The 23,184-nt window shown below is 68.2% G+C and carries 26 protein-coding genes; all 26 read left to right on the top strand.

From position 1 onward, the window contains the following. Nucleotides 1–201 precede the first annotated feature (201 nt). Nucleotides 202–1,899, top strand: coding sequence for a hypothetical protein (locus LGM89_RS00665; RefSeq protein WP_226271965.1), 1,698 nt, complete (start codon nt 202–204; stop codon nt 1,897–1,899). A 10-nt stretch (nt 1,900–1,909) separates the two neighbouring features. Then, entirely contained in the window at nt 1,910–2,179 is a 270-nt protein-coding gene (locus tag LGM89_RS00660; RefSeq protein WP_226271964.1) for a hypothetical protein, read from the top strand. Between the two features lie 11 nt (nt 2,180–2,190). Beyond that, nucleotides 2,191–2,358, top strand: a complete 168-nt coding sequence (locus LGM89_RS00655) for a hypothetical protein (protein ID WP_226271963.1) — start codon at nt 2,191–2,193, stop codon at nt 2,356–2,358. Nucleotides 2,359–2,393: 35 nt separating this feature from the next. After that, the gene (locus LGM89_RS00650) at nt 2,394–2,594 is read left to right on the top strand and encodes a hypothetical protein (protein WP_226271962.1); all 201 of its coding nucleotides are present in this window, start codon (nt 2,394–2,396) and stop codon (nt 2,592–2,594) included. Further along, complete coding sequence (locus LGM89_RS00645) at nt 2,591–2,854, top strand: hypothetical protein (RefSeq protein ID WP_226271961.1); 264 nt, start codon at nt 2,591–2,593, stop codon at nt 2,852–2,854. The genes LGM89_RS00650 and LGM89_RS00645 overlap by 4 nt, the downstream gene beginning before the upstream one ends. Further along, nucleotides 2,841–3,536, top strand: a complete 696-nt coding sequence (locus LGM89_RS00640; RefSeq protein WP_226271960.1) for a lysozyme — start codon at nt 2,841–2,843, stop codon at nt 3,534–3,536. The genes LGM89_RS00645 and LGM89_RS00640 overlap by 14 nt, the downstream gene beginning before the upstream one ends. Then, nucleotides 3,533–3,817: a hypothetical protein gene (locus LGM89_RS00635; RefSeq protein ID WP_226271959.1), complete on the top strand. Its 285-nt coding sequence runs from the start codon at nt 3,533–3,535 to the stop codon at nt 3,815–3,817. Before LGM89_RS00640 ends, LGM89_RS00635 begins: the two co-directional genes overlap by 4 nt. Nucleotides 3,818–3,819: 2 nt before the next feature. Then, nucleotides 3,820–4,011: a hypothetical protein gene (locus LGM89_RS00630; protein WP_226271958.1), complete on the top strand. Its 192-nt coding sequence runs from the start codon at nt 3,820–3,822 to the stop codon at nt 4,009–4,011. 112 nt (nt 4,012–4,123) lie between these two features. After that, nucleotides 4,124–4,555 carry a type II toxin-antitoxin system VapC family toxin gene (locus LGM89_RS00625; RefSeq protein ID WP_226272463.1) on the top strand — a complete coding sequence of 144 codons (432 nt, stop codon included), beginning with the start codon at nt 4,124–4,126 and terminating at the stop codon, nt 4,553–4,555. Between the two features lie 199 nt (nt 4,556–4,754). Beyond that, a complete protein-coding gene (locus LGM89_RS00620; RefSeq protein ID WP_226271957.1) occupies nt 4,755–5,651 on the top strand; it encodes a VOC family protein in 897 nt (298 codons plus the stop codon). Between the two features lie 9 nt (nt 5,652–5,660). Then, nucleotides 5,661–6,554 carry a CoA transferase subunit A gene (locus LGM89_RS00615; RefSeq protein WP_226271956.1) on the top strand — a complete coding sequence of 298 codons (894 nt, stop codon included), beginning with the start codon at nt 5,661–5,663 and terminating at the stop codon, nt 6,552–6,554. A gap of 10 nt (nt 6,555–6,564) precedes the next feature. Further along, nucleotides 6,565–7,362 (top strand): CoA-transferase subunit beta, encoded by a 798-nt coding sequence (locus LGM89_RS00610; protein ID WP_226271955.1) that lies wholly within the window; start codon nt 6,565–6,567, stop codon nt 7,360–7,362. Between the two features lie 8 nt (nt 7,363–7,370). Beyond that, complete coding sequence (locus LGM89_RS00605) at nt 7,371–8,303, top strand: enoyl-CoA hydratase (RefSeq protein ID WP_089462538.1); 933 nt, start codon at nt 7,371–7,373, stop codon at nt 8,301–8,303. After that, nucleotides 8,300–9,388, top strand: coding sequence for an NAD(P)H-dependent flavin oxidoreductase (locus LGM89_RS00600; protein WP_226271954.1), 1,089 nt, complete (start codon nt 8,300–8,302; stop codon nt 9,386–9,388). The genes LGM89_RS00605 and LGM89_RS00600 overlap by 4 nt, the downstream gene beginning before the upstream one ends. Before the next feature lie 25 nt (nt 9,389–9,413). Beyond that, nucleotides 9,414–10,223, top strand: coding sequence for an enoyl-CoA hydratase family protein (locus LGM89_RS00595; protein WP_226203069.1), 810 nt, complete (start codon nt 9,414–9,416; stop codon nt 10,221–10,223). After that, nucleotides 10,220–11,389: an acyl-CoA dehydrogenase family protein gene (locus LGM89_RS00590; protein WP_089496833.1), complete on the top strand. Its 1,170-nt coding sequence runs from the start codon at nt 10,220–10,222 to the stop codon at nt 11,387–11,389. The genes LGM89_RS00595 and LGM89_RS00590 overlap by 4 nt, the downstream gene beginning before the upstream one ends. A 35-nt stretch (nt 11,390–11,424) precedes the next feature. Continuing rightward, complete coding sequence (locus tag LGM89_RS00585; RefSeq protein ID WP_226271953.1) at nt 11,425–12,492, top strand: acyl-CoA dehydrogenase family protein; 1,068 nt, start codon at nt 11,425–11,427, stop codon at nt 12,490–12,492. Continuing rightward, nucleotides 12,492–13,643 (top strand): acetyl-CoA C-acetyltransferase, encoded by a 1,152-nt coding sequence (locus LGM89_RS00580; RefSeq protein WP_226271952.1) that lies wholly within the window; start codon nt 12,492–12,494, stop codon nt 13,641–13,643. The genes LGM89_RS00585 and LGM89_RS00580 overlap by 1 nt, the downstream gene beginning before the upstream one ends. A 33-nt stretch (nt 13,644–13,676) precedes the next feature. Continuing rightward, entirely contained in the window at nt 13,677–14,555 is an 879-nt protein-coding gene (locus tag LGM89_RS00575) for an SDR family oxidoreductase (protein ID WP_226271951.1), read from the top strand. Between the two features lie 3 nt (nt 14,556–14,558). Continuing rightward, a complete protein-coding gene (locus tag LGM89_RS00570; RefSeq protein ID WP_226271950.1) occupies nt 14,559–15,797 on the top strand; it encodes an acyl-CoA dehydrogenase family protein in 1,239 nt (412 codons plus the stop codon). Next, nucleotides 15,794–16,996: an acyl-CoA dehydrogenase family protein gene (locus tag LGM89_RS00565; RefSeq protein WP_226271949.1), complete on the top strand. Its 1,203-nt coding sequence runs from the start codon at nt 15,794–15,796 to the stop codon at nt 16,994–16,996. Before LGM89_RS00570 ends, LGM89_RS00565 begins: the two co-directional genes overlap by 4 nt. Then, complete coding sequence (locus LGM89_RS00560; protein ID WP_089447760.1) at nt 16,993–17,793, top strand: SDR family oxidoreductase; 801 nt, start codon at nt 16,993–16,995, stop codon at nt 17,791–17,793. Before LGM89_RS00565 ends, LGM89_RS00560 begins: the two co-directional genes overlap by 4 nt. After that, nucleotides 17,793–18,278 (top strand): MaoC family dehydratase, encoded by a 486-nt coding sequence (locus LGM89_RS00555; protein ID WP_226271948.1) that lies wholly within the window; start codon nt 17,793–17,795, stop codon nt 18,276–18,278. Before LGM89_RS00560 ends, LGM89_RS00555 begins: the two co-directional genes overlap by 1 nt. 11 nt (nt 18,279–18,289) lie before the next feature. Next, entirely contained in the window at nt 18,290–19,495 is a 1,206-nt protein-coding gene (locus tag LGM89_RS00550; RefSeq protein ID WP_226271947.1) for an acetyl-CoA C-acyltransferase, read from the top strand. Between the two features lie 150 nt (nt 19,496–19,645). After that, nucleotides 19,646–20,617, top strand: a complete 972-nt coding sequence (locus LGM89_RS00545) for a WD40/YVTN/BNR-like repeat-containing protein (protein ID WP_226271946.1) — start codon at nt 19,646–19,648, stop codon at nt 20,615–20,617. 55 nt (nt 20,618–20,672) lie between these two features. After that, nucleotides 20,673–23,135, top strand: a complete 2,463-nt coding sequence (locus tag LGM89_RS00540; RefSeq protein ID WP_226271945.1) for an efflux RND transporter permease subunit — start codon at nt 20,673–20,675, stop codon at nt 23,133–23,135. Nucleotides 23,136–23,184: the final 49 nt, after the last annotated feature.

The raw sequence follows: 23,184 nt of genomic DNA, 5'->3' as shown, positions 1-23,184 counted from the left end.
TCTGCTTTCCGTGCCGCGCGCGAGCCTCATCGATCTCGAACGCGGCTCCGCGCGGCCGCTTCGAATATTCGAGCACCACTCGGCCGCCCCGGTCCAACACCTGAAAATGCAACGTCACGATTGACTCCCCGAACCCCGCCCAGTGCGGGGTTTTTCATTATAGGCCGCTCATCGAAGCGGCCTTTTTGTTTTGAGGTGGCAATGGCCTCCATCCTTCCGAACGGGAAAAACCAGTTCATCGATCAGAACGGGAAGCCGCTCGTCAACGGGACGGTCACGTTCTATCTGCCCGGCACCACGACGAAGAAGGACACATACCAAGATGCAGCCCTGACGCAGCCGAATACGAATCCTGTCGTGCTCGATTCCAAGGGGCAAGCAACCATCTGGGGCAACGGCTCATATCGGCAAGTCACACAAGACGCGCTCGGCGTTGTGATCTGGGATCAGGTCGTATCCGCTGCCGTCTCGTCGGATTCGTTGGCTGGAAGCACTGGGTCGTCCTTGATCGGCACGCCGGACGGAAGCACGCTGGCAAATACGTTGTTGCTCGGCTTGAATCGAGTCGTCGATTCCATCGCATCGCTTCGGGCGACAAACCACGCGTTTTTCTCCCGCGCGTTCGCCACGGGGTATTCCGCGCCACATGATGGTGGCGGAGGTGCCTATCAGTATGACCCCAACGACACGAGTAGCACAGACAACGGGAACACCGTCATCGTCGCGAACGATGGAGGTCGATGGAAGCTGCAGGGCGCGTCGGCCGGCAACGCGTATTCGCAGATCCCGCTTTATCCGCAGACGTTTGGCGCATATGCAACTCGCCTTGAGGGTGGTCGTGGCGATATGTCGTCGCTCGCGAAGGGCGGTATCGGCAGCTACATGGCCGACAACAACCCAGTATTCAGCAGCCAACTATGGACTGCGTTCAATGAGACGATCGGCGTCAATTGGACGGCGAACATGAAGGTCCAGACGACTGTGGGGCCTGGTGCAAACGCATTCGTTGCCGGTTTGTTTTCAGAGATTCTCTCGTACGCGCCGAACAACGCTGAACAGATTGCGATTGTCGGGATGGCTCGCGCTCAGGCAAACCGTAACCCGGCAGGCACTGGTTCGGGTGGCGATCTATGGGGTGGTTGGTTCGACGCGAACAATCAGGGCTATCTCACGCACTGCATCGGCATTGAAGTTAACACCACGAACCAGTATGCCAACTGGATGGAGTCGCCGACGCCGCTCCAAACTGATCCGACGCACTTCACGTTCGGAATTCAGGTGTATCCCGATTGGTCGACGTTCCACAACAGTCGCGCGATCAGCATTCGTCCGAACGCTACGGTCGGATGGTCGACCGGTATTTTGTGCACCGGTTGGGTCGATCAGGGAATGTTCATCGATTCAGGCGTCTATTGGCGCGACCCTCCCAATAATACGCAGATCGCATCTCCAATTGGGATCCTTTTCGGCGACAACATCGCGACAAAAATGGCCGTGAAGAAGGGCGCTGCAGTTCCTTGGAAACTGAACTCGGAAGGATCGTTCTTGCTATGGAGAGGCAGCCCGACGCAATGGTTCTGGGGAATGGACAGCAATGATATTTCGGTATCGCTGGCCACGGGACAATTCAAGTTCGATCAGAACGGCCGTCTCAATATGGGAACTGCAGTTTCCGGATTCCCGGCTGTGACTGGCCAAGGCATCACGATTCAAGGTGACCTTGCGTTGCCATTCGTGATGACGCGCACGACTGTTCCTGCAATTGCACCGGGCGGCAACATCGCGTCCCTCCGATGGCGAAGTGGATCGACGCCGGGAACCCTAAAACTCGTTGCGGTAGCCGGAACTAGCAACGTTGAAACGACTGTCGTCGATAACGTCGGCGCCGGCAACAGCTAAGGAGAAACTCATGGCGCTTCAAATGCCGCTCACATTCGCGGATGGCACCTCGGTGCCGGCTGCCTACTTTCAGGCGTATCTCGAAGGAACTGCAGCCAGCATGACCGTGCGGCTGCAGGTCTGGACGAGTCAGGCGGCCGTCGCCGGCAATCCGCCCAAGCAGATCGTTTCACTCCTCGGCTTCATGCCGAACCTCACCGGAGGTCAATCCGACGTCTTCACGCAGGCTTATGCATGGGTGAAGACGCAGCCCGGTTTTGCCAATGCAGTCAACGTTTAAGGAGCCGCACCGTGGAATACCTTCTGAAACTCACGCGCGAACAGCTCGCGATCCTCGGCGAAGGCATGGCGTCGGTGCCGTATGGCCGCGCCGCGCCCGTCGTTGCCGCCATCGGCCAGCAGGTCGACGAGCAAGACAAGGCAGCGGCCCAAGCAGCCGCGGCCGCGATGGAAAACTAAAAATCGTGAAGCGCGCAAAGGACACCGGGGAACCCATGACAAAGGAAATTGCCGCGAGCGCGGTGAGCGCCGCCATGAGCGCATCCGCGCCGATCGTCGGACCGAGCGGCCTAGCCGTCGCCGGTTGGAACTGGCTCGCCGGGCACGACATCGCCTGGTTCGTTGGCGTCGCGTCGCTGATCCTGATCTGTCTGCAGATCAAAGAGAAGCTGTTTCCGAAGGGGACTGCATTGTGAGCATTCGTCTCGTCGAAGACTGGAAAGAGGCATGGAAGTGGAGCGAGATGCGCATCATGTTCGTGCTGAGCGCGCTGCTCGCCGCGGCGCCGCACCTCGCGCAGATGCTGGCCGACAACTGGCCGACCGTCTATCCGTACGTGCAGACGTACTTCCCGAGCATCCCGCAGACGTTCTGGCCGGCGGCCGGTGTCGCGCTGGCGATGATCGCGCGCGTGCTCGAGATCGGGGCGAAGGGAGGGGGCAATGGCGCTCAGTGACCTCATCAGCGCCATCCTCGCGCTGTTCCGGCACGCGCCGACCGCTGAATCCCGTCCGCAACCCCCTGTGCCGGCCGCCTCGACCGTTCCGGAGGTCGCCATCCCGGTCGCTATGGTGGCGCCCCCGGTTTCGCCAAGTAGCACGCCGGCCGCTGCGCAAAAGCCTGCAACCGCTGCACCGGTGCCGTCCGTCGACCCGGTGGTTCCGGTTCCTGTAGCCCATGAGCCGGACTGGCTCGTTCTCTGCCGCCCGCTGACCGAGGCGTCGGAATCGTGCCGTCTGAAGGCGTATCCAGACCCGGCAAGCGGCGGTGCCCCGTGGACGATCGGATGGGGCGCTACGGGCGCCGGAATCGTCGAAGGCACCGTATGGACACAGGAGCATGCCGACAGCCGCCTGACGCTCGATTTGAACGCCCGGGCGGACATCGTCGATCGACTCGTCAAGGTCGTGCTCACACCGGCGAAGAAGGCCGCGCTCGTCGATTTCGTCTACAACGTCGGCGAAGGCAACTTCGAGAGCTCGACGCTCCTGAAGCGCTTGAATGCTGGCGACTACCAGGCGGCGGCCGACGAGTTCCCGAAGTGGAATCTGGCTCACGGAAAGGTCATGCCGGGCCTCGTGACGCGCCGCGCGCGCGAACGCGATCTCTTCCTCACCGGCAAATGGAGCGCGTCATGACGATCATCCCCATCCTGCTGAAGCTCGGCCCGTGGCTGCTCGCGGCGGCCGGCGTGCTGTTCGGCATGTTCCGCCACCAGCAGGCCGCGACGGCCACGGCCAAGGCGGCGGCGACCGTCGCTCAGGCCCAGGCTACCGTCGACGCCGGGAACGCTGCAGCGGCGCAGGTCGGCCAGCAGGCGGTGGCAGCGGCGGCCGGCGCGCAGCAGCAGGCGGCTGCGACGCCCGATTCCGACCTCGACGCGCAGCTCGCTGACATCGGCGCGCTGCGGAAGGATTGATCATGCGCACGATGATCGCTGCGGCCGCGCTGCTCGCCGGCTGCCAGACCTGTCCGCCGGCGCCGCCAGCGCGCGTCGTCGACACTGGATGCCTGTGGGTCAAGCCCATGACGGCATCACCGGCCGACACGCCCGAGACGAAGCGCGAGATCCTTGAGCACGAGCTCGCGCGGCAGAAGAACTGCGCGAAATAGGGTGTTCAGAACCCTACGGCAAGCGCTTGATTTTACTGGCAGCAAGTTGCAGACTCTGGCGGGTATTTTGCCGCCAGATTTGCGCATCAAACCATTGAAATTGAAGGTAAATATGCCGGAAAGTCATGCATTTTTGATTGATACGAACATCGTCAGCGAAATCAGGAAGGGCAAGCGAACCAACCGGGGCGTGCGGGCGTTCTTCACGCAGGCCGCGGCGGACGCAAGCCCGCTTTACCTGTCCGTCGTGACGGTTGCTGAACTTCGCCGCGGCGTCGATCTGATCCGTCATCGCGGCGATCATCCTCAGGCGTCGGCGCTCGAGGCCTGGATGGCGACCATCCTGTCCGGCTATGCGCCGAACATCCTGCCGGTCGACATCGAGATCAGCCAGATGTGGGGGCATTTGCGCGTGCCCGATCCGACGCACGAACTCGACAAGCTGATCGCGGCCACCGCGCTGATCAACGATCTCACCGTGGTCACGCGCAACGTCGCGGATTTCGCCCGCACCGGCGTCCGGCTGCTGAACCCGTTCGACTGACCCGGGCTGCCGCGCCGCGGCGACCCGCACCTGCTCGCCGTCTCCTCCCGCATGCATGGCCCGTCCCACCGGGCTTCCGCGCGCACCTGCGCCGCGCCGATTCCCCGCCGCCTCTCGTCCCAACAGACGATGTAACACCACCCCCGACCGGCCAGAATCCTTTCACGAACAACGGATTCTGAACCAGGAGGAGGCCGACATGATCGATGTCCGTGCGCTTGGCTATGTCGTCGTCGAGGCGACCCGCGTCGACGCGTGGCGCCGCTATGCGGAAGACGTGCTGGGCATGCAGGCGCTCGACGCGCCCGACGGCGCGCTGTACCTGAAGATGGACGAGCGCGATTTCCGCTACGTGATCGTTCCCGGCTCGACCGACCGCTATTTCGCGTCGGGCTGGGAACTGCCCGACGGCGCCGCGTTCGAGGCCGCGCTGGTGGCACTGCAGCGGGCGGGCGTCGAGCCGGTGCGCGCGACCCGCGACGAAGCCGCGCTGCGCCGCGCGCAGGCGATGGCGTGGTGCACCGACCCGTCCGGCAATCGCCACGAGCTGTACTGGGGCGCGCGCTGCGACTTCCGCCGCTTCGTGTCGCCGCTGGGCGTCTCGCACTTCGTCACCGGCGACATGGGGCTCGGCCACGCGGTGCTGCCCGCGCCGCAGTTCGACGCGACCGACGCGTTCGTGCGCGGCGTGCTCGGCTTCGAGCTGTCCGACATCTTTCGGGTGAAGTTCACGCCCGATCCGGCCGAACCCGAGAAGCGCATCCACTTCATGCACTGCCGCAACGCGCGCCATCACAGCCTCGCGCTGTTCGAGATGGCCGTGCCGTCGGGCTGCGTGCACGTGATGGCGGAAGTCGGCTCGATGGACGAAGTAGGCCGCGCGCTCGATCGCGTGGCGACGCACGACGTGAAGCTGTCCGCGACGCTGGGCCGCCACTGCAACGATCAGATGATCTCTTTCTACATGAAGACCCCCGGCGGCTTCGATCTCGAATACGGCTTCGGCGGCCTCACGGTCGACTGGTCGAAGCACGCGGTGTTCGAGGCCACGAAGGTGAGCCAGTGGGGCCACGATTTCAGCATCGGATACCGGTAAGCCAGCACGATGACGATGAAACCTCTCGACAAGACGATGTCCGCGCGCGACGTGGTCGCGCAACTCGCCGACGGCATGACGATCGGCATCGGCGGATGGGGGCCGCGGCGCAAGCCGATGGCGCTGGTGCGCGAGATCGCGCGCTCGAACCTGAAGGACCTGACGATCGTCGCATACGGCGGCGCCGATGTCGGCCTGCTGTGTGCGGCGGACAAGGTGCGCAAGGTGGTGTTCGGCTTCGTGTCGCTCGACGTGATTCCGCTCGAACCGCATTTCCGCCGGGCCCGCGAGCACGGCCGCGTCGACGTGCTCGAACTCGACGAAGGGATGCTGCAGCTCGGCCTGCGCGCGGCCGCCGCGCGCCTGCCGTTCCTGCCGACCCGCGCCGGGCTCGGCACCGCGCTGCTCGATCACGCGCCGCAACTGCGCACCGTGCAATCGCCATATGACGACGGCGAGACGCTGCTCGCGATGCCCGCGATCGACCTCGACGTCGCGCTGCTGCACGTGAACGCGGCCGACCGGATGGGCAACACGCGCATCGATGGCCCCGATCCGTTCTTCGATGCGTGGATGGCGCGGGCCGCACGGCGCTGCTACGTGTCGGCGGAAACGGTCGATGCATCGCTCGCGAGCGAGGACCTCGATGCCGCCAAACGCAATCCTTTCGAGCGCTCGCTCGTCACCGGCGTCGTGCCTGCGCCGGGCGGCGCGCACCCGACGTCGTGCGGGCCGGCCTACGGCTGGGACCTGCCGCACCTGCGCGCGTACTGCGCGAGTGCGGAAGACGACGCGAAAACGACGGCGTACCTGCGCGACGTGGTCGGCCAGGACGAACGCCAGTACCTCGAAGGCGTCGGCGGCCTGTCGCACGTGACGACGCTGCCGTTGCCGATTCTGTAAAGGAGCGCCTGTGAGCGAATCTCTCGACCATTCCCTCGCGGAACTGATGATCGTCGCGTCCGCGCGACTCTGGCGCGACGACGGCGAAGTGCTGGCGACCGGCATCGGCACGGGCCCGCGGCTCGCGGCCGGTCTCGCGCGGCTCGCGTACAACAACGGGCTGATGCTGACCGACGGCGAAGCGTATCTCGTCGAGGAGCCGGTGCCGCTTGGGCCCCGCCCCGACGGCTATCGCGTGAAGGCGAGCGGCTGGATGACCTACGAGCGCGTGTTCGACTGCCTGTGGCACGGCCGCCGCCACGCACTCGTGATGCCGACGCAGATCGACCGTTTCGGCCAGGCCAACATCTCGTGGCTCGGCAGCGACTACGCGCGCCCGAAAACCCAGCTGCTGGGCGCACGCGGCTTCCCCGGCAACACGACGAACCACGCGAACTCGTTCTTCGTCAGCGGCCACGGCAAGCGCACGTTCGTCGAACGCGAAGTCGACATGGTGTGCACGGTCGGCTACAACCCGGCGCGCCGGCTGCCCGGGATGAAGACCTTCGTCGACCTGCGCAGCATCGTCACCGACCTGTGCGTGATGGATTTCGGCGGGCCGGACCATGCGATCCGCGTGCGTTCGCTGCATCCGGGCGTGAGCTTCGACGAAGTGCAGGACGCGACGGGCTTCCCGCTGATCGCGGCACCCGACCTCGGCACGACGGCCCCGCCGACCGCGGAAGACCTGCGCATCGTCCGTGCGCTCGATCCGCACAACCTGCGCGCGACGATCGTGCGCAACAATCCGGCGCCGCGCCGGGGATGAGGCACGACATGGAAGCGACCCAGGTGACCTTCGGCGACGGTGTCGTCGACTACGCGGTCGAGGATGGCATCGCGACGATCACGATGAACCGTCCCGAGTATCACAACGCGCAGAACTCGAAGATGACGTATGCGCTCGACGCGGCGTTCCGGCGCGCGGCGCACGACGACGCGGTGAAGGCGATCGTGCTCGCGGGCGCCGGCAAGCATTTCTCGGCGGGCCACGACATCGGCACGCCGGGCCGCGACATCCACGAGTCGTTCGACCGCGCGTCGCTGTGGTACGACCACGTCGACAAGGAAGGCGGCGAATTCCTCTATGCGCGCGAACAGGAGGTGTACCTCGGGATGTGCCGGCGCTGGCGCGACCTGCCGAAGCCGACGATCGCGATGGTGCAGGGCGCGTGCATCGCGGGCGGCCTGATGCTCGCGTGGGTGTGCGACCTGATCGTCGCGTCCGAGGATGCGTTCTTCGCCGATCCGGTCGTGCGGATGGGGATTCCGGGCGTCGAGTATTTCGCGCATGCGTACGAGCTGAACCCGCGCATCGCGAAGGAGTTCCTGTTCCTCGGCGAGCGGATGCCGGCCGAGCGCGCGTACCAGATGGGGATGGTCAACCGCGTGGTGCCGCGCGAGCGGCTGCGCGACGCGACCTACGCGATCGCCGCGAAGATCGCGACGATGCCGCGCCTCGGGCTCACGCTGACCAAGCAGGCGCTGAACCACGTCGAGGAACTGCAGGGCAAGCGCGCGGCGATGGATGCGGCGTTCGCGTGGCATCACTTCGCGCATGCGCACAACGAACTGGTGAGCGGCGACCGTCTCGGCGGCTACGACGCGCGCAGCATGGCCAGCTCGCAGCGCCAGCCGAACGGCGCGGACCGCGGCGACACACAGGCTCAGGCGCAGGCACCGGTTGCCGTCAACGGAGCCGCCGCATGAGCACGACGCTGCATACGCCCTTGTGCGACCTGCTCGGCTGCCGTTACCCGATCGTGCAGACCGCGATGGGCTGGGTGGCCGATGCCCGGCTCGTCGCGGCCACCGGCAATGCGGGCGGCTTCGGCTTCCTGGCCGGCGCGACGCTCGAACCCGAGCAGGTCGAGGCCGAGATCCTGAAGGTGAAGTCGCTGACGGACCAGCCGTTCGGCATCAACTTCCACATGTTCCAGAAGAACGCGCAGCAGGTCGTCGAGCTGGCGATCAAGCACCGCTTGCGCGCGGTGAGCTACGGCCGCGGGCCCGATGCGAAGACGATCCGCCGCTTCAAGGAGGCCGGCATCGTCTGCATGCCGACCGTCGGCGCGCCGAAGCATGCGGCGAAGGCGGTCGAACTCGGTGCGGACATCGTGACGGTGCAGGGCGCGGAAGGCGGCGGCCACACCGGCTCGGTGCCCACCACGCTGCTGTTGCCGAAGGTGCTCGACGCGGTGCGCGTGCCGGTGGTCGCGGCCGGCGGGTTCTTCGACGGGCGCGGGCTGGCGGCCGCGCTCGCGTACGGCGCGGCCGGCATCGCGATGGGCACGCGCTTCCTGATGAGCGCCGAATCGCCGGTGCCGCGCGAGACGCTCGAACGCTACGTCGCGGTCGGCGACCCGGCGCGCATCCGCGTATCGGACGCGCTCGACGGGCTGCCGCAACGGATGATCGACAACCCGTATCTGCTGAAGCTCGAACGCTTCGGCCCGTTGCGACGCACGTGGTTCGCATTGAAGACCGCCGAAGCGTGGCGGCGCCAGAACGGGTTGAGCACGGGCGACATGCTCGGCCTCGCGATCAAGGCGCTGCGTTCGCACGACTACACGGCCAGCCAGACGCTGATGGCGGCGAACGCGCCGTTCCTGATCCAGCGCGCGATCGTCGAGGGCCGCCCGGATGAAGGCGTGCTGCCGAGCGGTCAGGCGGCCGCGATGATCGGCGCGATCGAATCGTGCGACGCGCTGATCGCGCGGATCGTCGCGGAAGCCGGCGAGCGGCTCGATGCATTGGCCCCGCTGCGCGGCGTGCCGGCCGCACAGGCCGCGTGAACACAATCACAGGGAGGCAGAGGAGATGACAGCATCCAACCAACCGGCCGGCGCGATGCCGTTCCGGATCGATCGCGCCGGCGGCATCGCCGAACTGGTGATCGCCCATCCGCCCGTGAACGCGCTCGACGCACAGGGCTGGCACGCGCTCTCTCGCGCGCTCGACGCGCTCGGCGAGGACGACGACGTGCGCGTGATCGTCGTGCGCGGCGAAGGGCGCGGTTTCTGCGCGGGCGTCGACATCAAGGAGCTGGCCGCGCATCCGGAGCGGATCGTGGCGGTCAACGCGGGCAACTACGAGACGTTCCGCGCGGTGCACCGCAACCCGAAGCCGGTGATCGCGGCCGTGCACGGCTTCGTGCTCGGCGGCGGGATCGGCATCTGCGGCGCGGCGGACATCGTCGTCGCGGCCGACTGCGCGCGCTTCGGCGTGCCAGAGATCGACCGTGGCGCGATGGGCGGCGGCGCGCATTTGCAGCGTCTGTTCGGCGTGCAGAAGGTGCGCGCGATGTATTTCACCGGCGACATGATCGACGCGGCCGAAGCGTACCGGCTCGGCGCGGTCGAGCAGGTCGTGACGCGCGACACGCTGCGCGACGCGGCGCTCGCGATCGCCCGCAAGATCGAGGCGAAGAGCCCGGCGATGGTGCGGCTCGCGAAGGAGGCGCTGAACGGCGTCGAGGACGGCGATCTCGAGGACAAGTACCGCTGGGAGCAGGGCTTCACGCTGCAGGCGTACATGACGAACGACTCGACGGAAGCGCGGGCCGCGTTCGTCGAGAAGCGCGACGCGCGTTTCGATGCGCAGGCAACCGCCGAGGAGGCACGCGCATGAACCTGACCTATACGCCGCAGCAACAGGCGTTTCGCGCGGAGATCCGCGCATGGCTCGCGGCGCACGTGCCGCGCGAGCGCTTGCCGAGCTTCGACACCGAGGCAGGCTTCGCCGCGCACCGCGAATGGGAGCGCACGCTGCATTCCGGCCGCTGGAGCATGGTCACGTGGCCGCGCGAACTCGGCGGGCGCGGCTGTGACCTGATCGAGTGGCTGATCTTCGAGGAAGAGTACTGGCGTGCCGACGCGCCGATGCGCGTGAACCAGAACGGCATCTTCCTGCTCGGCCCGACGCTGATGGATTTCGGCACGGCGGAGCAGAAGGCGCGCTTCCTGCCGGCGATGGCGGCCGGCGAGCACGTGTGGGCGCAGGGCTGGTCGGAGCCGAACGCGGGCTCGGACATGGCCGCGATCCGCACGACGGCCGCCCGCATCGGCGACGAATACGTGCTGAACGGCCAGAAGATCTGGTCGACGCGCGCGGTGTGGGCCGACTGGTTGTTCGGCCTGTTCCGCAGCGATCCCGAATCGTCGCGCCACCACGGGCTCACGTTCCTGATGGTGCCGCTGTCCGCGCCGGGCATCACGGTGCGGCCGATCCGCCAACTGAACGGGCAGACCGGCTTCGCGGAAATCTTCTTCGACGACGTACGTGTGCCAGTCGAGAACCGGCTCGCGGCCGAAGGCGCGGGCTGGCAGGTCGCGATGGCGACGGCCGGGTTCGAGCGCGGGCTGATGCTGCGTTCGCCGGCACGCTTCCAGCGCACCGCGCAGGCGCTGCGCGACCTGTATCTCGCACACCGCGACAGCGCCGACCGCGATCCGACGCTGCGCGAACGCGTGGTGCAGGCATGGATGGATGCGCAGGCGTATGCGCTGTCGACCTACGCGACCGCGAGCCGGCTGCTGAAGGGCGGCCATATCGGCGCGGAGTCGAGTACCAACAAGGTGTTCTGGTCGGAACTCGACCTGCGCATGCACCAGACCGCGCTCGATATCCTCGGCGCGCACGGCGAGGTCGTCCCGCAGACGGCCGCGCAGCACGCGACGCTCGGCCACTGGCTCGACGGCTTTCTGTTCGCGCAGGCCGGCACGATCTATGCGGGCACCAACGAGATCCAGCGCAACATCGTCGCCGAACGGATGCTCGGCATGCCGCGCGCGTAAGCGCGTCGGCGCCACTCTTACAGAACGGACATCGTATGGATTTCGTATTCGATGAAGACCAGGAAGCGCTCGCGGACAGCGTGAAGCGCCTGCTGATGACCGAGATGACGCCCGAGCTGATCCGCGAGCTGTGGGCCACGCCGACCGGGCGCTCGGACGACCTATGGGCGCTGTTCGCGTCGCAGGGGCTGACCGCCGTGTCGGTGCCCGAGGCGCACGGCGGCCTCGGCCTGACCGAAGCGGAATGGGCGCTGCTCGCGCAGGCCTACGGCTATTTCGGCAGCCCCGAGCCGCTGCTCGATACGGCGCTCGTGTCGGCCGGCGTACTCGCGCGGCTGCCGGCGAGCGACTGGCGCGACGCGCTGCTGCGCGACATCGCCGAAGGGCGCGCGCGCGTCGCGCTCGTGCATCCGGTGAACCCGTATGCGGCCGACGTGCATGTCGCGCAGACGCTGCTGTGCGAGCACCGCGGCGAGCTGCACTGCGTCGACCCGGCGCAGTGCGCGTGGCGCGCGGTGGACAGCGTCGACCCGTCGCGGCGGCTGTTCACGCTCGACTGGGAGCCGTCGGCGGCCACCCGCATCGCGAGCGCCGACGAAGCCGCGCCGCTGCTGAACCGCGCGCTCGACCACGGCGCGTTCGCGGTCGCCGCGCAACTGCTCGGCCTCACGCAGCGCGTGCTCGACGTCGCGATCGACTACAGCGCGCAGCGCAAGCAGTTCGGCAAGGCGATCGGTTCGTACCAGGCGCTCAAGCACCTGCTCGCCGATGTCGCGATCCGCTACGAGTTCGCACGGCCGGTGGTCGCACGTGCCGCGCAGGCGATCGCCGACGATCACCCGCAGCGCGCGGTGTTCGTGTCGCACGCGAAGCTCGCGGCGACGTCGGCCGCGCAACTGGCCGCACGCCACTCGATGCAGGTGCACGGCGCGATCGGCTACACGTGGGAGCTCGACCTGCAGATCTTCATGAAACGCATCTGGGCGCTGTCCGGCAGCTGGGGCGACAGCGCGTTCCACAAGGCCCGCGTGGCCGACGCGATCCTCGGCGACGCGTTGCCGATCGGCCCCGCGCAGACCTTCGACCTCGAGGAATTGAACTGATGAGACAAGCCTATATCGTCGACGCGCTGCGCACGCCGACCGGCCGCCGCAAGGGCGGGCTCGCGCACGTGCATGCGGCGGACCTCGGCGGCTTCGTGCTGAAGACGCTGGTCGAGCGCAACGCGATTCCCGCCGATGAATACGACGACGTGGTGTTCGGCTGCGTCGACACGATCGGCCCGCTCGCGGGCAACATCGCGCGCACCTGCTGGCTCGCGGCCGGGCTGCCGCTGCAGGTGCCGGGTGTGACGGTCGATCGCCAGTGCGGCTCGTCGCAGCAGGCCGTGCATTTTGCCGCGCAGGCCGTGATGAGCGGCGTGCAGGACGTGGTGGTGGCCGGCGGCGTGCAGACGATGACGCAGATCCCGATCTCGTCCGCGATGACCTGCGCGGCGCCGCTCGGCTTCAACGACCCGTTCTCGGGCAGCACCGGCTGGCGCGCGCGCTTCGGCGACGCGCCGGTGTCGCAGTTCGTCGCCGCGCAGCGGATCGCCGATCACTGGAACCTGTCGCGCGACGCGATGGAGCGCTATGCGCTCGAAAGCCACCGCCGCGCGGTGGCGGCGATCGAGGCCGGGCATTTCAAGCGGGAAATCGTGCCGCTCGAAGGCGTGCTGCACGACGAAACGCCACGCCCCGACACGTCGCTGGAGAAGATGGCGACGCTCGAACCACTGACGCCGGGCGGCTCGCTGACGGCCGCCGTTGCGAGCCAGACCTGCGACGCGGCCGCCGCGCTGCTGATCGTGTCGGAGGATGCGCTGAAGCGCTACGGCCTCACGCCGCGCGCACGCATCCATCACCTGAGCGTGCTCGGCGACGATCCGCTGTGGATGCTCACCGCGCCGATTCCCGCGACGAAGGCTGCGCTGAAGAGGAGCGGCCTCGACTGGTCCCGGATCGACGTCGTCGAGATGAACGAGGCATTCGCATCGGTCGCGCAGGCTTGGCTTGCGGACACGCGTTTCCCGCACGAAAAGACCAACCCGAACGGCGGCGGCATCGCGCTCGGCCATCCGCTCGGCGCGACCGGCGCACGGCTGATGACGACGCTGCTGCACGAGCTGGAGCGCACGGGCGGCCGTTACGGGCTGCAGACGATGTGCGAAGGCGGCGGCCTCGCGAACGTCACGATCATCGAGCGCCTGTGAGCGCGTCACCTTCACGATCCACGAGGCACCAGCATGGGAATCTGTAACGGACGCACCGTCATCATCACCGGCGCGGGCGGCGGGCTCGGGCGCGAATACGCGCTGGCGTTCGCGGCCGAAGGCGCGGCGGTCGTCGTCAACGACATCCGGCACGACGCCGCGCAAGCGGTCGTCGACGAGATTGCACAGCGCGGCGGTCGCGCGCTTGCCAATGCGGACGACATCACGCGGGTCGACACCGCGCAGCGGATCGTCGACGCGGCACGCGAAGCATTCGGCGACGTGCACGTGCTCGTCAACAACGCGGGCATCTGCCGCGACAAGATGTTCACGAGCATGACCGAGACCGACTGGGACGACGTGATGCGCGTGCACCTGCGCGGCCACTTCTGCCTGTCGAGCGTGCTGGCGCGCGTGTGGCGCGACGCGGCGAAGGCCGGCAACCCGGTCGACGCGCGAATCGTCAACACGAGTTCGGGCGCCGGGCTGCAAGGCTCGATCGGCCAGTCGAACTACGGCGCGGCAAAGGCTGGCATCGCCGCGCTCACGCTGATGCAGGCAGCCGAGCTGCAGCGCTACGGCGTGCGCGTGAACGCGCTGGCACCGGCCGCGCGCACGTCGATGACGGAAGGCGTGTTTGCCGACATGATGAAGAAGCCCGAGGACGGCGGCTTCGACTATTTCGATCCGGCCAACGTCGCACCGCTGGTCGTATGGCTCGGCAGCGCGCTGTCGGCCGACGTGACGGGCCAGGTGTTCGAGGTCGCGGGCGGGATGATCGCGGTCGCGGAAGGCTGGTGTACCGGCCCGAGCGTCGATCGCGGCGCGCGCTGGGAAGCGGCCGAGGTCGGCCCGGCGGTGGCGCAGCTGCTCGCCGCTGCGCGCCCCGCGCAGCGCGTGTACGGGAGCTGAGAAATGGATCTGGCGCTCACCGACGAACAGGCGATGATCCGCGACGCGGCGGCCGACGTGCTCGCCGAACGCAGCGCGTCCGCCGACGTGCGCCGCGCGCTCGAGCAGTCGGCCGGCCGCGACGATGCGTTGTGGGCCGCGCTGTCCGCCGAACTCGGCTGGAATGCGCTCGCATTGCCCGAGGCGGCCGGCGGGCTGGGGCTCGGTGCGGTCGAGCAGACCGTACTGATGGAGCAGCTCGGCCGGCGCATCGCGTGCGTGCCGTATTTTTCGACGGCGTGCCTCGCGGCGACCGTGCTCGCGGGCTGTGCCGAGACGCCGCTGACGAAAGACTGGCTGGCAAGGATCGGAGAAGGCGCGTGCAGCGCGACGCTGGCGCTGCCGTTCGAACTCCCGACCGTTGTGCGGTCGTTGCCGGTCGTCGCGGAAGAAACGGCGGGCGGCTACGCGCTGTCCGGCACGCTCGAACAGGTGCTCGACGGCGCGCGCGCCGACCTGCTGCTGGTGCCCGCGCGGATCGCGAACGAAGGGCAGTCGATCGGCCTGTTCGCAATCGACGTCGCTACGGCATCCGGGCTCAAAGTCACGCCGCTCGACACGCTCGACGCGACACGGCCGATCGCGTGCGTGGCGCTCGACGAAGCCTGCGTGAGCCGAGCAGCGCTGCTTGCTGGCGGCACAGCGGTTGCACAGGTGCTGGAGCGCACCGCGTGGTTCGCGGCACTCGCGCTCGCCGCCGAACAGCTCGGCGGCGCCCAGCAATGCCTCGACCTGACGCTCGACTACACGAGCCAGCGCGTGCAGTTCGGCCGTGCGATCGCATCGTTTCAGGCCGTCAAGCACCGCTGCGCACAGATGATGGTGCTGATCGAATCGGCGCGATCGGCCGTGCTCGGGGCTGCACATGCGTGGGATGCCGAAACCGGCAGCACGCAGCCGAGCGACGCATTGCGTGCCGACATCGCCGCCGCGAAATCCGCCGCGAACGACGCGTATGCGTTCTGCGCACAGGAAGCGATCCAGCTGCACGGCGGCGTCGGCTTTACGTGGGAATACGACCCGCATCTCTATTTCAAGCGCGCGCAGGCGTCGGGCGCGCAGTTCGGCAGCACGCCGCAACTGCTCGAATGGATCGCGACCCATGCGATCGACGGCGGCGCATCGCCTCGCGACGAAGCGTTCGCCCCCGCCGCCGCGATGGCATCGCGCCCATCGGCCGCACGCGCAGGAACCCTGCAATGAACAGCGAAACGCGCGAACAGCAATTGCGGCACGAAGTGGCCGACTGGGTGCAGTCGCACCTGACCGGCGACTTCGCTTGCCTGAAATACCGCGGTGGCCCCGGTGACGAGGAAGCGTGGCCCGAACTGCGCAAGGCGTGGGAGCAGGAGCTGGCGAAGGGCGGCTGGACCGGCCTCGGCTGGCCGACGGACGCGGGCGGGCGAGGCTTCTCGGTCGCCGAGCAGGTGATTTTCCACGAGGAATACGCGCGTGCCGGCGGCCCCGGGCGGATGGGGCACATCGGCGAAGGGCTGCTCGGGCCGACGCTCGTTGCATGCGGTACCGACGACCAGCGCGCGCGCTTCCTGCCCGGCATCCTCGCTGGCACACAGTTCTGGTGCCAGGGCTATTCGGAGCCTGGCGCGGGTTCCGACCTGGCCAACGTACGCACGCGCGCCGAACAGGATGCGGACGGCACGTGGCGCGTCTATGGCCAGAAAGTCTGGACGTCGCTCGCACACGATTCCGACTGGATTTTCGTGCTGGCGCGCACCGACCCCGCATCGAAGGGCAACAAAGGGCTGTCGTTCCTGCTGATGCCGCTCGACCAGCCGGGCATCGAGATCCGGCCGATCAAGCAGCTCAACGGCGGCGCCGAATTCAACGAAGTATTTTTCGACGGCGCAAGAGCGGAAGCCCGCGACCTCGTCGGCGCACCCGGCGACGGCTGGCGGATCGCGATGACGCTGCTCGGCTTCGAGCGCGGGATGTCGACGCTCGGCCAGCAGATGCAGTTCGTCCGCGAACTCGAATGGGTGATCGACGCCGCGCGCGAATCGGGCGCGGACCGCGACCCGGTGCTGCGCCAGCGGATCGGCCGCGCGTGGGCCGGGCTGCGCGTGATGCGCTACAACGCGCTGCGGATGCTGTCCGGCGCGGACGACACCGATGCCGGCGCCGGCGCGCCGCTGCGCCGCGAGGCGCTGATCTACAAGTATTTCTGGTCGAACTGGCACCGCGACCTCGGCCAGCTCGCGATGGATGCCCTCGGCCCGCGCGCGAACCTGATCGATCCGGCCGACGAAAAGCTCACCCATCTGCAGCGCGTGTTCCTGTTCTCCCGTGCGGACACGATCTACGCCGGCACCAACGAAATCCAGCTCAACATCATGGCCGAGCGCGGGCTCGGCATGCCCAGGGAAGCCAGAGGAACAGCATGACCGAACCCCAGATCCAGAAAGCGCCGGCCTACGTGCCGGGCCACCAGCTGCTCGCCGGCAAATCGGTGCTGATCACGGCGGCCGCCGGCGCCGGCATCGGCTTCGCGGCCGCGCGCCGCTGCGCGGAAGAAGGCTGCCGCGCGCTGTTCATCTCCGACATCCACGAAAAGCGCCTCGAACAGGCGGTCGAGACATTGCGCGCCGAAACGGGGCTGCAACAGGTCTACGGCCGCCTGTGCAACGTCGCGGTCGAGGCCGACGTGCAGGCGCTGGTTGCCGAAGCGCAGGACAAGCTCGACGGCGTCGACGTGCTGATCAACAACGCCGGGCTCGGCGGCTCGACCCGCATCGTCGATATGGACGATGCCGAATGGTCGCGCGTGATCGACATTAGCCTGACCGGGACGTTCCGGATGACGCGCGCGATGCTGCCGCACATGCAGGCCCGAGGCCGCGGCGCGATCGTCAACAACGCATCGGTGCTCGGCTGGCGTGCGCAAGCGGAACAGGCGCACTACGCGGCGGCGAAAGCGGGCGTGATGGCGCTCACGCGCTGCGCGGCGCTCGAGGCGTCGCCGTACGGCGTGCGCATCAACGCGGTCGCGCCGAGCATCGCGATGCACGATTTTCTGAAGAAGTCGGCCCCGGCCGATTTGTTGAATCAACTGGCGTCGCGCGAAGCCTTCGGGCGCGCCGCCGAAGTCTGGGAGGTCGCGAACGTGATGGTGTTCCTTGCAAGCGATTACGCGTCGTACATGACCGGCGAAGTGCTGTCGGTCAGCAGCCAGCACGCCTGATGAGCACGACCCTCGACCCCGTGCGCGCGACGCCCCGCGTGTTCGCGCATCCCGGCGAACTCGCGGCGGCCGTCGGCGACACGCTCGGTGCGAGCGCATGGCTCGCGATCGACCAGCTCCGCATCGACGGTTTCGCCGACGCGACGGGCGACCACCAGTGGGTGCACGTCGACCCTGTGCGTGCGAAGGACGGCCCGTTCGGCGCGTGCATCGCGCACGGGTACCTGACTTTGTCGCTCGTCAATTACTTCCTGCCGCAGATCGTGCGGATCGACGGCGCGCGGCTCGGCGTCAACTACGGCTGCGACAGGATCCGTTTCCCGGCGCCGGTGAAGGTCGGCGTGCGCGTGCGCGGCGTCGGCGAGCTGCTGCGCGTCGAGCCGCTCGACGGCGGCGTGCAGGCCTGGATTCGCGTGACCGTCGAGATCGAAGGCGAAGCGAAGCCCGGTTGCGTGGCCGACACGATCAGCCGTTACTACTTCTAGAGAGCAGAGACATGGAAGACGCAGTCATCGTATCCGTCGCACGTACGCCGATCGGCAAGGCGTTTCGCGGCATGTTCAACGACACCGAGGCGCCCGCGCTGGGCGGCCACGTCGTGCGCACCGCACTCGAACGCGCGGGCGTCGCGCCGGCCGACGTCGACGACGTGCTGATCGGCTGCGCCGCGCAGCAGGGCACGCAGGGCTACAACATCGGCCGACTGTCGGCCGCGGCGGCCGGGTTGCCGGCGTCGGTGCCAGGCATGGCGATCGACCGCATGTGCTCGTCGGGGCTGATGTCGATCGCGAGCGCCGCGCGCAGCATCGGCGCGGGCGATGCGCGGATCGTCGTCGCGGGCGGCGTCGAGTCGATCTCGCTCACGCAGAACCAGCACAAGAACGCGTATCGCGCGCGTTCGCAGGCCGTGCTCGACCACCAGCCGGCTGCGTACATGGCGATGATGGAAACGGCCGAGATCGTGTCGCGCCGCTACGGGATCTCGCGCGCCGCACAGGATGAATTCGCACTGCAGAGCCACCAGCGCACGGCTGAAGCCCAGGCGGCCGGCCGCTTCGACGCGGAAATCGCGCCGCTCGACGTGCGGCGCGCGCTGTTCGACAAGGAAGGCAACCCGGCCGGTTACGAGGACGTGAACGCCGCGCGCGACGAAGGCGTGCGTGCCGATACGACGGCCGAGCGGCTCGCGGGGCTGAAGCCGTCATGGAGCGGCGGCAAGGTCGTCGAGCAGGGCGCGTTCGTGACGGCCGGCAATGCGTCGCAGCTGTCGGACGGTGCGGCCGCCGTGGTCGTGATGTCGCGCGGCGAGGCGGTACGCCGCGGGTTGACGCCGCTCGGTGCGTTCCGCGGCCTCGCGGTGGCCGGCTGCGAGCCGGACGAGATGGGTATCGGCCCGGTGTTCGCGATTCCGAAGCTGCTGGCGCGCTTCGGGATGACCGTCGGCGACATCGGGCTGTGGGAGCTGAACGAGGCATTCGCGTGCCAGGCGCTGTACTGCCGCGACACGCTCGGCATTCCCGACGACCGGCTGAACGTCGATGGCGGCGCGATTGCGCTCGGCCATCCGTTCGGGATGTCGGGTACGCGGATGACGATGCACGCGCTGCTCGAAGGCGCACGGCGCGGTGTGCGGCACGCGGTGGTGACGATGTGCATCGGCGGCGGGATGGGCGCCGCCGCGCTGTTCGAAGTCGGCGCGTAGCGGCGCGCGGACGGGCCGCGTCGCTCAGGCGGCCCGCCATTCAGGACCATTCGAGGCCGCGGCAACGACCGACGGCCCGGAGACTTGCAGGCGACGGCGGTGGGCGCGATGGCGCGAACCGTCGTCGAACGCAGACACAGGAGACAAGCGATGAAACGAACTTTGCCCGGACTCGCGATGTCGGCGCTGGTGCTCGGCGCCGCGTTGTTCGCGTTTTCGCCGCGCCCGCTGCCGGCGTTCCCGGTCACCGCGATCCATGCGGACCGGCTGCAGATCAACGGGCTCGCCCGGGCCGGCGCGCGCATCGTCGCGGTCGGCGAACGCGGCGTGATCCTGCTGAGCGATGACGCGGGCGCCCACTGGCGGCCGGCATCGGTGACGCCCGATCAGGGCTCGACGCTCACGCAGGTGCGCTTCATCACGCCGACGCTCGGCATCGCGGTCGGCCACGACGGCCGGATCGTGCGCAGCGACGACGCCGGCCTGCACTGGCGCGACGTGCACATGGATCACGCGCATTCCGATCCACTGCTGTCCGTCTGGGGGGCGGCCGACGGCCCGCTGTTCGCGGCCGGCAGCTTCGGCCAGCTGCTGCGCTCGGACGACGCGGGCCTCACGTGGCAGACCGTGAAAACCCCGGCCGGCGACCGTCACCTGAACGCGATCGTCGGCGACGGCCACGGCAACCTGCTGGTCGCGGGCGAGAGCGGCACGCTGCTGCGCTCGACCGACAACGGCGCGACGTGGGACAAGCTGCCGTCGCCGTACGCCGGCTCGCTGTTCGGCGCGCTGATGCTCGCGAACGGCGACTGGGTCGTATACGGGATGCGCGGCAACGTGGTGCGCAGCACCGATCGCGGCGCGACCTGGACGCACGTCGACAGCCACGTGCCAGTGTCGTACTTCGGCGCGACCCAGCTCGCCGACGGCGAACTCGTGCTGGTGGGCCAGGGCGGCGCGATCGTCGCGTCGCGCGACGGCGGGCTGACCTTCGACGTGCGCAAGCTCGGCGGCGTGCAGAGCCTCGCGGCCGTGCTCGACATGGGCCACGGCGCGCTGCTGCTCGGCGGCGAGGCCGGCGTCGCGCCGCTCGCCGGCGCGGCTGCGTCAACCCCGTCCTGACGCGCGGCGGTCCCGCTGCCTGCTCCCGTTCGTTTCGCATCGACAAGAGAATTCCATGAACGACCTGTCACGCCCCCCTGAAGCCGTTCCTGCGTCGCGCCTCGCCGCGTTCGTCGAGCGCTGCGCCGACACGATCATCCGCCGGCGCAAGCTGCTGATGCTGCTGTGCGTCGCGGTGACGCTCGCGCTCGGGCTGTCCGCGACGCGCCTGAAGCTCGATCCGGGCTTCAACAAGATGATCCCGATGCAGCACCCGTACATGCAGGTGTTCGAGCGCTATGCGGGTGCGTTCCCCGGCGCCAACACGATCCTCGTGAGCCTGCGCTGGAAGGGCGAAGGCGACATCTACAACCAGACGTTCATGGACGCGCTGCGCCACGCGACCGACGACGTCTTTTTCATCCCCGGCGTGAACCGCTCGCGCGTGTTCTCGCTGTTCACGCCGAACGTCCACTACACCGAGGTGACCGAGGCGGGCTTTCGTGGCGACGTGGTGGTGCCGGGCCAGTTCTCGAGCGCGAACCCGGACGATCTCGCGAAAGTGCGCCGCAACGTCGCGCGTTCCGGGCAGATCGGCCGCCTCGTCGGCAACGACCTGAAGTCGGCGCTGATCCGCGCGGAGCTGCGCGAGACCGACCCGGCCACCGGCAAGCGGCTCGACTACAACGCGGTCGCGCGCCAACTCGAGGAGATCCGCGCGAAGTACGCGAAGCAAGGCATCGACGTGAACGTCATCGGCTTCGCGAAGCTGGTGGGCGACGTCGAGAACGGCATCGCGGGCGTGATGGCGTTCTTCGCGCTCGCGTTCCTCGTGACGGCCGCGCTGCTGTTCGCCTATACGCGCTCGTTGAAGACCACCGTGCTGGCGCTCGTCGTCGCGCTGCTGCCGGTCGTGTGGCTGCTCGGCGCGCTGCCGCTGCTCGGCCTCGGCATCGACCCGATGTCGATCCTCGTGCCGTTCCTGATCTTCTCGATCGGCGTGTCGCACGCGGTGCAGATGACCAACGCGTGGAAGCAGGCGCTGGTGCGCGGCGCGTCGTCGGCCGATGCCGCGCGCGATGCGTTCCGCAAGCTGTTCGTGCCGGGCACGGTTGCGCTGCTGACCAACGCGCTCGGCTTCATGGTGATCATGCGGATCAGGATCGACATCGTGCGCGAACTCGGCATCACCGCGTGCCTCGGCGTGCTGCTGATGATCGTGACGAACAAGGTGTTCCTGCCGATCCTGCTGTCGTACACGCGCCTCGAGCGCGGCACGCTGGCGCGTGCGCAGCGCACCGCGGCGGCTGGCGGCAGCCGGATGTGGTCGCGCTTCGCGGTGTTCGCCCGGCCGGCGCCGGCGCTCGGCGTGTTCGCGGTGGCGCTCGCGCTGCTCGCCTACGGCACGCTCGAATCGCGCAAGCTGGAGATCGGCGACATCGGCACCGGCGCGCCGGAGCTGCGCGCGAACTCGCGCTACAACCTCGACAACGCGGCGATCACGCACCAGTACAACATCGGCGTGGACGTGCTGTCGGTGATCGTCGAGACGACCGGCTTCGACGACGCGTGCCTGCATTACCCGGTGATGAGCGCGATCGAGAAGTTCGAGATGAACATGCGCGGCGTGGCCGGCGTGCAGTCGGTGACGAGCGTGTCGTCGCAGGGCAAGGTGTTCATCGCCGCGTTCAACGAGGGCAATCCGCGCTGGGCCGCGCTGCCGCGTTCCAGCGACGGGCTCACGCAGGGTTCCAACGCGTTCGACCCCGACAACGGGATGAACACCGCGAACTGCAAGGCGATCCAGGTGCTGATCTACACGAAGAACCACGAAGGCACGACCCTCGCGCACGTCGTCGACGAGATCAAGCGCTTCGCGGCCGAGAATCCGACGCCGAACGTCGCGTTCCGGCTCGCGGGCGGCAACGTCGGCGTGATGGCCGCGACCAACGAGGCCGTCGGCGACGCGGAGATCGCGATGCTGCTGTCGATCTTCGGCGCGATCGCGCTGCTCTGCGCGGTCACGTTCCGCTCGTGGCGCGCGGTGCTGTGCATCATCGTGCCGCTCACGCTCGTGTCGATCCTGTGCAATGCGGTGATGGCGCGCCTCGGCATCGGGCTGAAGGTCGCGACGCTGCCGGTGATCACGCTCGGCGTGGGCGTGGGGGTCGACTACGGGATCTACCTGTACGAGCGCCTGCAGCACGACCTCCGCCACGGCGCGACGCTGCCGGACGCGTTCGCCGACGCAATGCGCCAGCGCGGCACGGCGGCGCTGTTCACGGCCGTCACGATGTTCATCGGCGTCGGCACGTGGGCGTTCTCCGCGCTGAAGTTCCAGGTCGACATGGGCGTGCTGCTCGCGTTCATGTTCCTCGTGAACCTGTTCGGCGCGGTGTTCCTGCTGCCCGCGCTCGCCGCTTGGCTCGGCGTCGACCGGGCCGAGCGCCGCGTGGCGCACCGGCAGCAGCCGTCGCCGGCGGCCCCGGCATCGCTGAAGTCGTCGCCCGCGCTCGAACCCGGCAATCCGATGCGCTGACCGGCGCCCCTATTTCCCCCGCGCGCGGCGGGCCGCCGTGCGCTCTCCA

Origin of the sequence: Burkholderia sp. AU31624, from assembly GCF_020420065.1 — a bacterium.
GTDB lineage: Bacteria > Pseudomonadota > Gammaproteobacteria > Burkholderiales > Burkholderiaceae > Burkholderia.
Note: the sequence above shows the minus strand (reverse complement) of the source record. Positions and strands in the feature narration are given on the sequence as shown.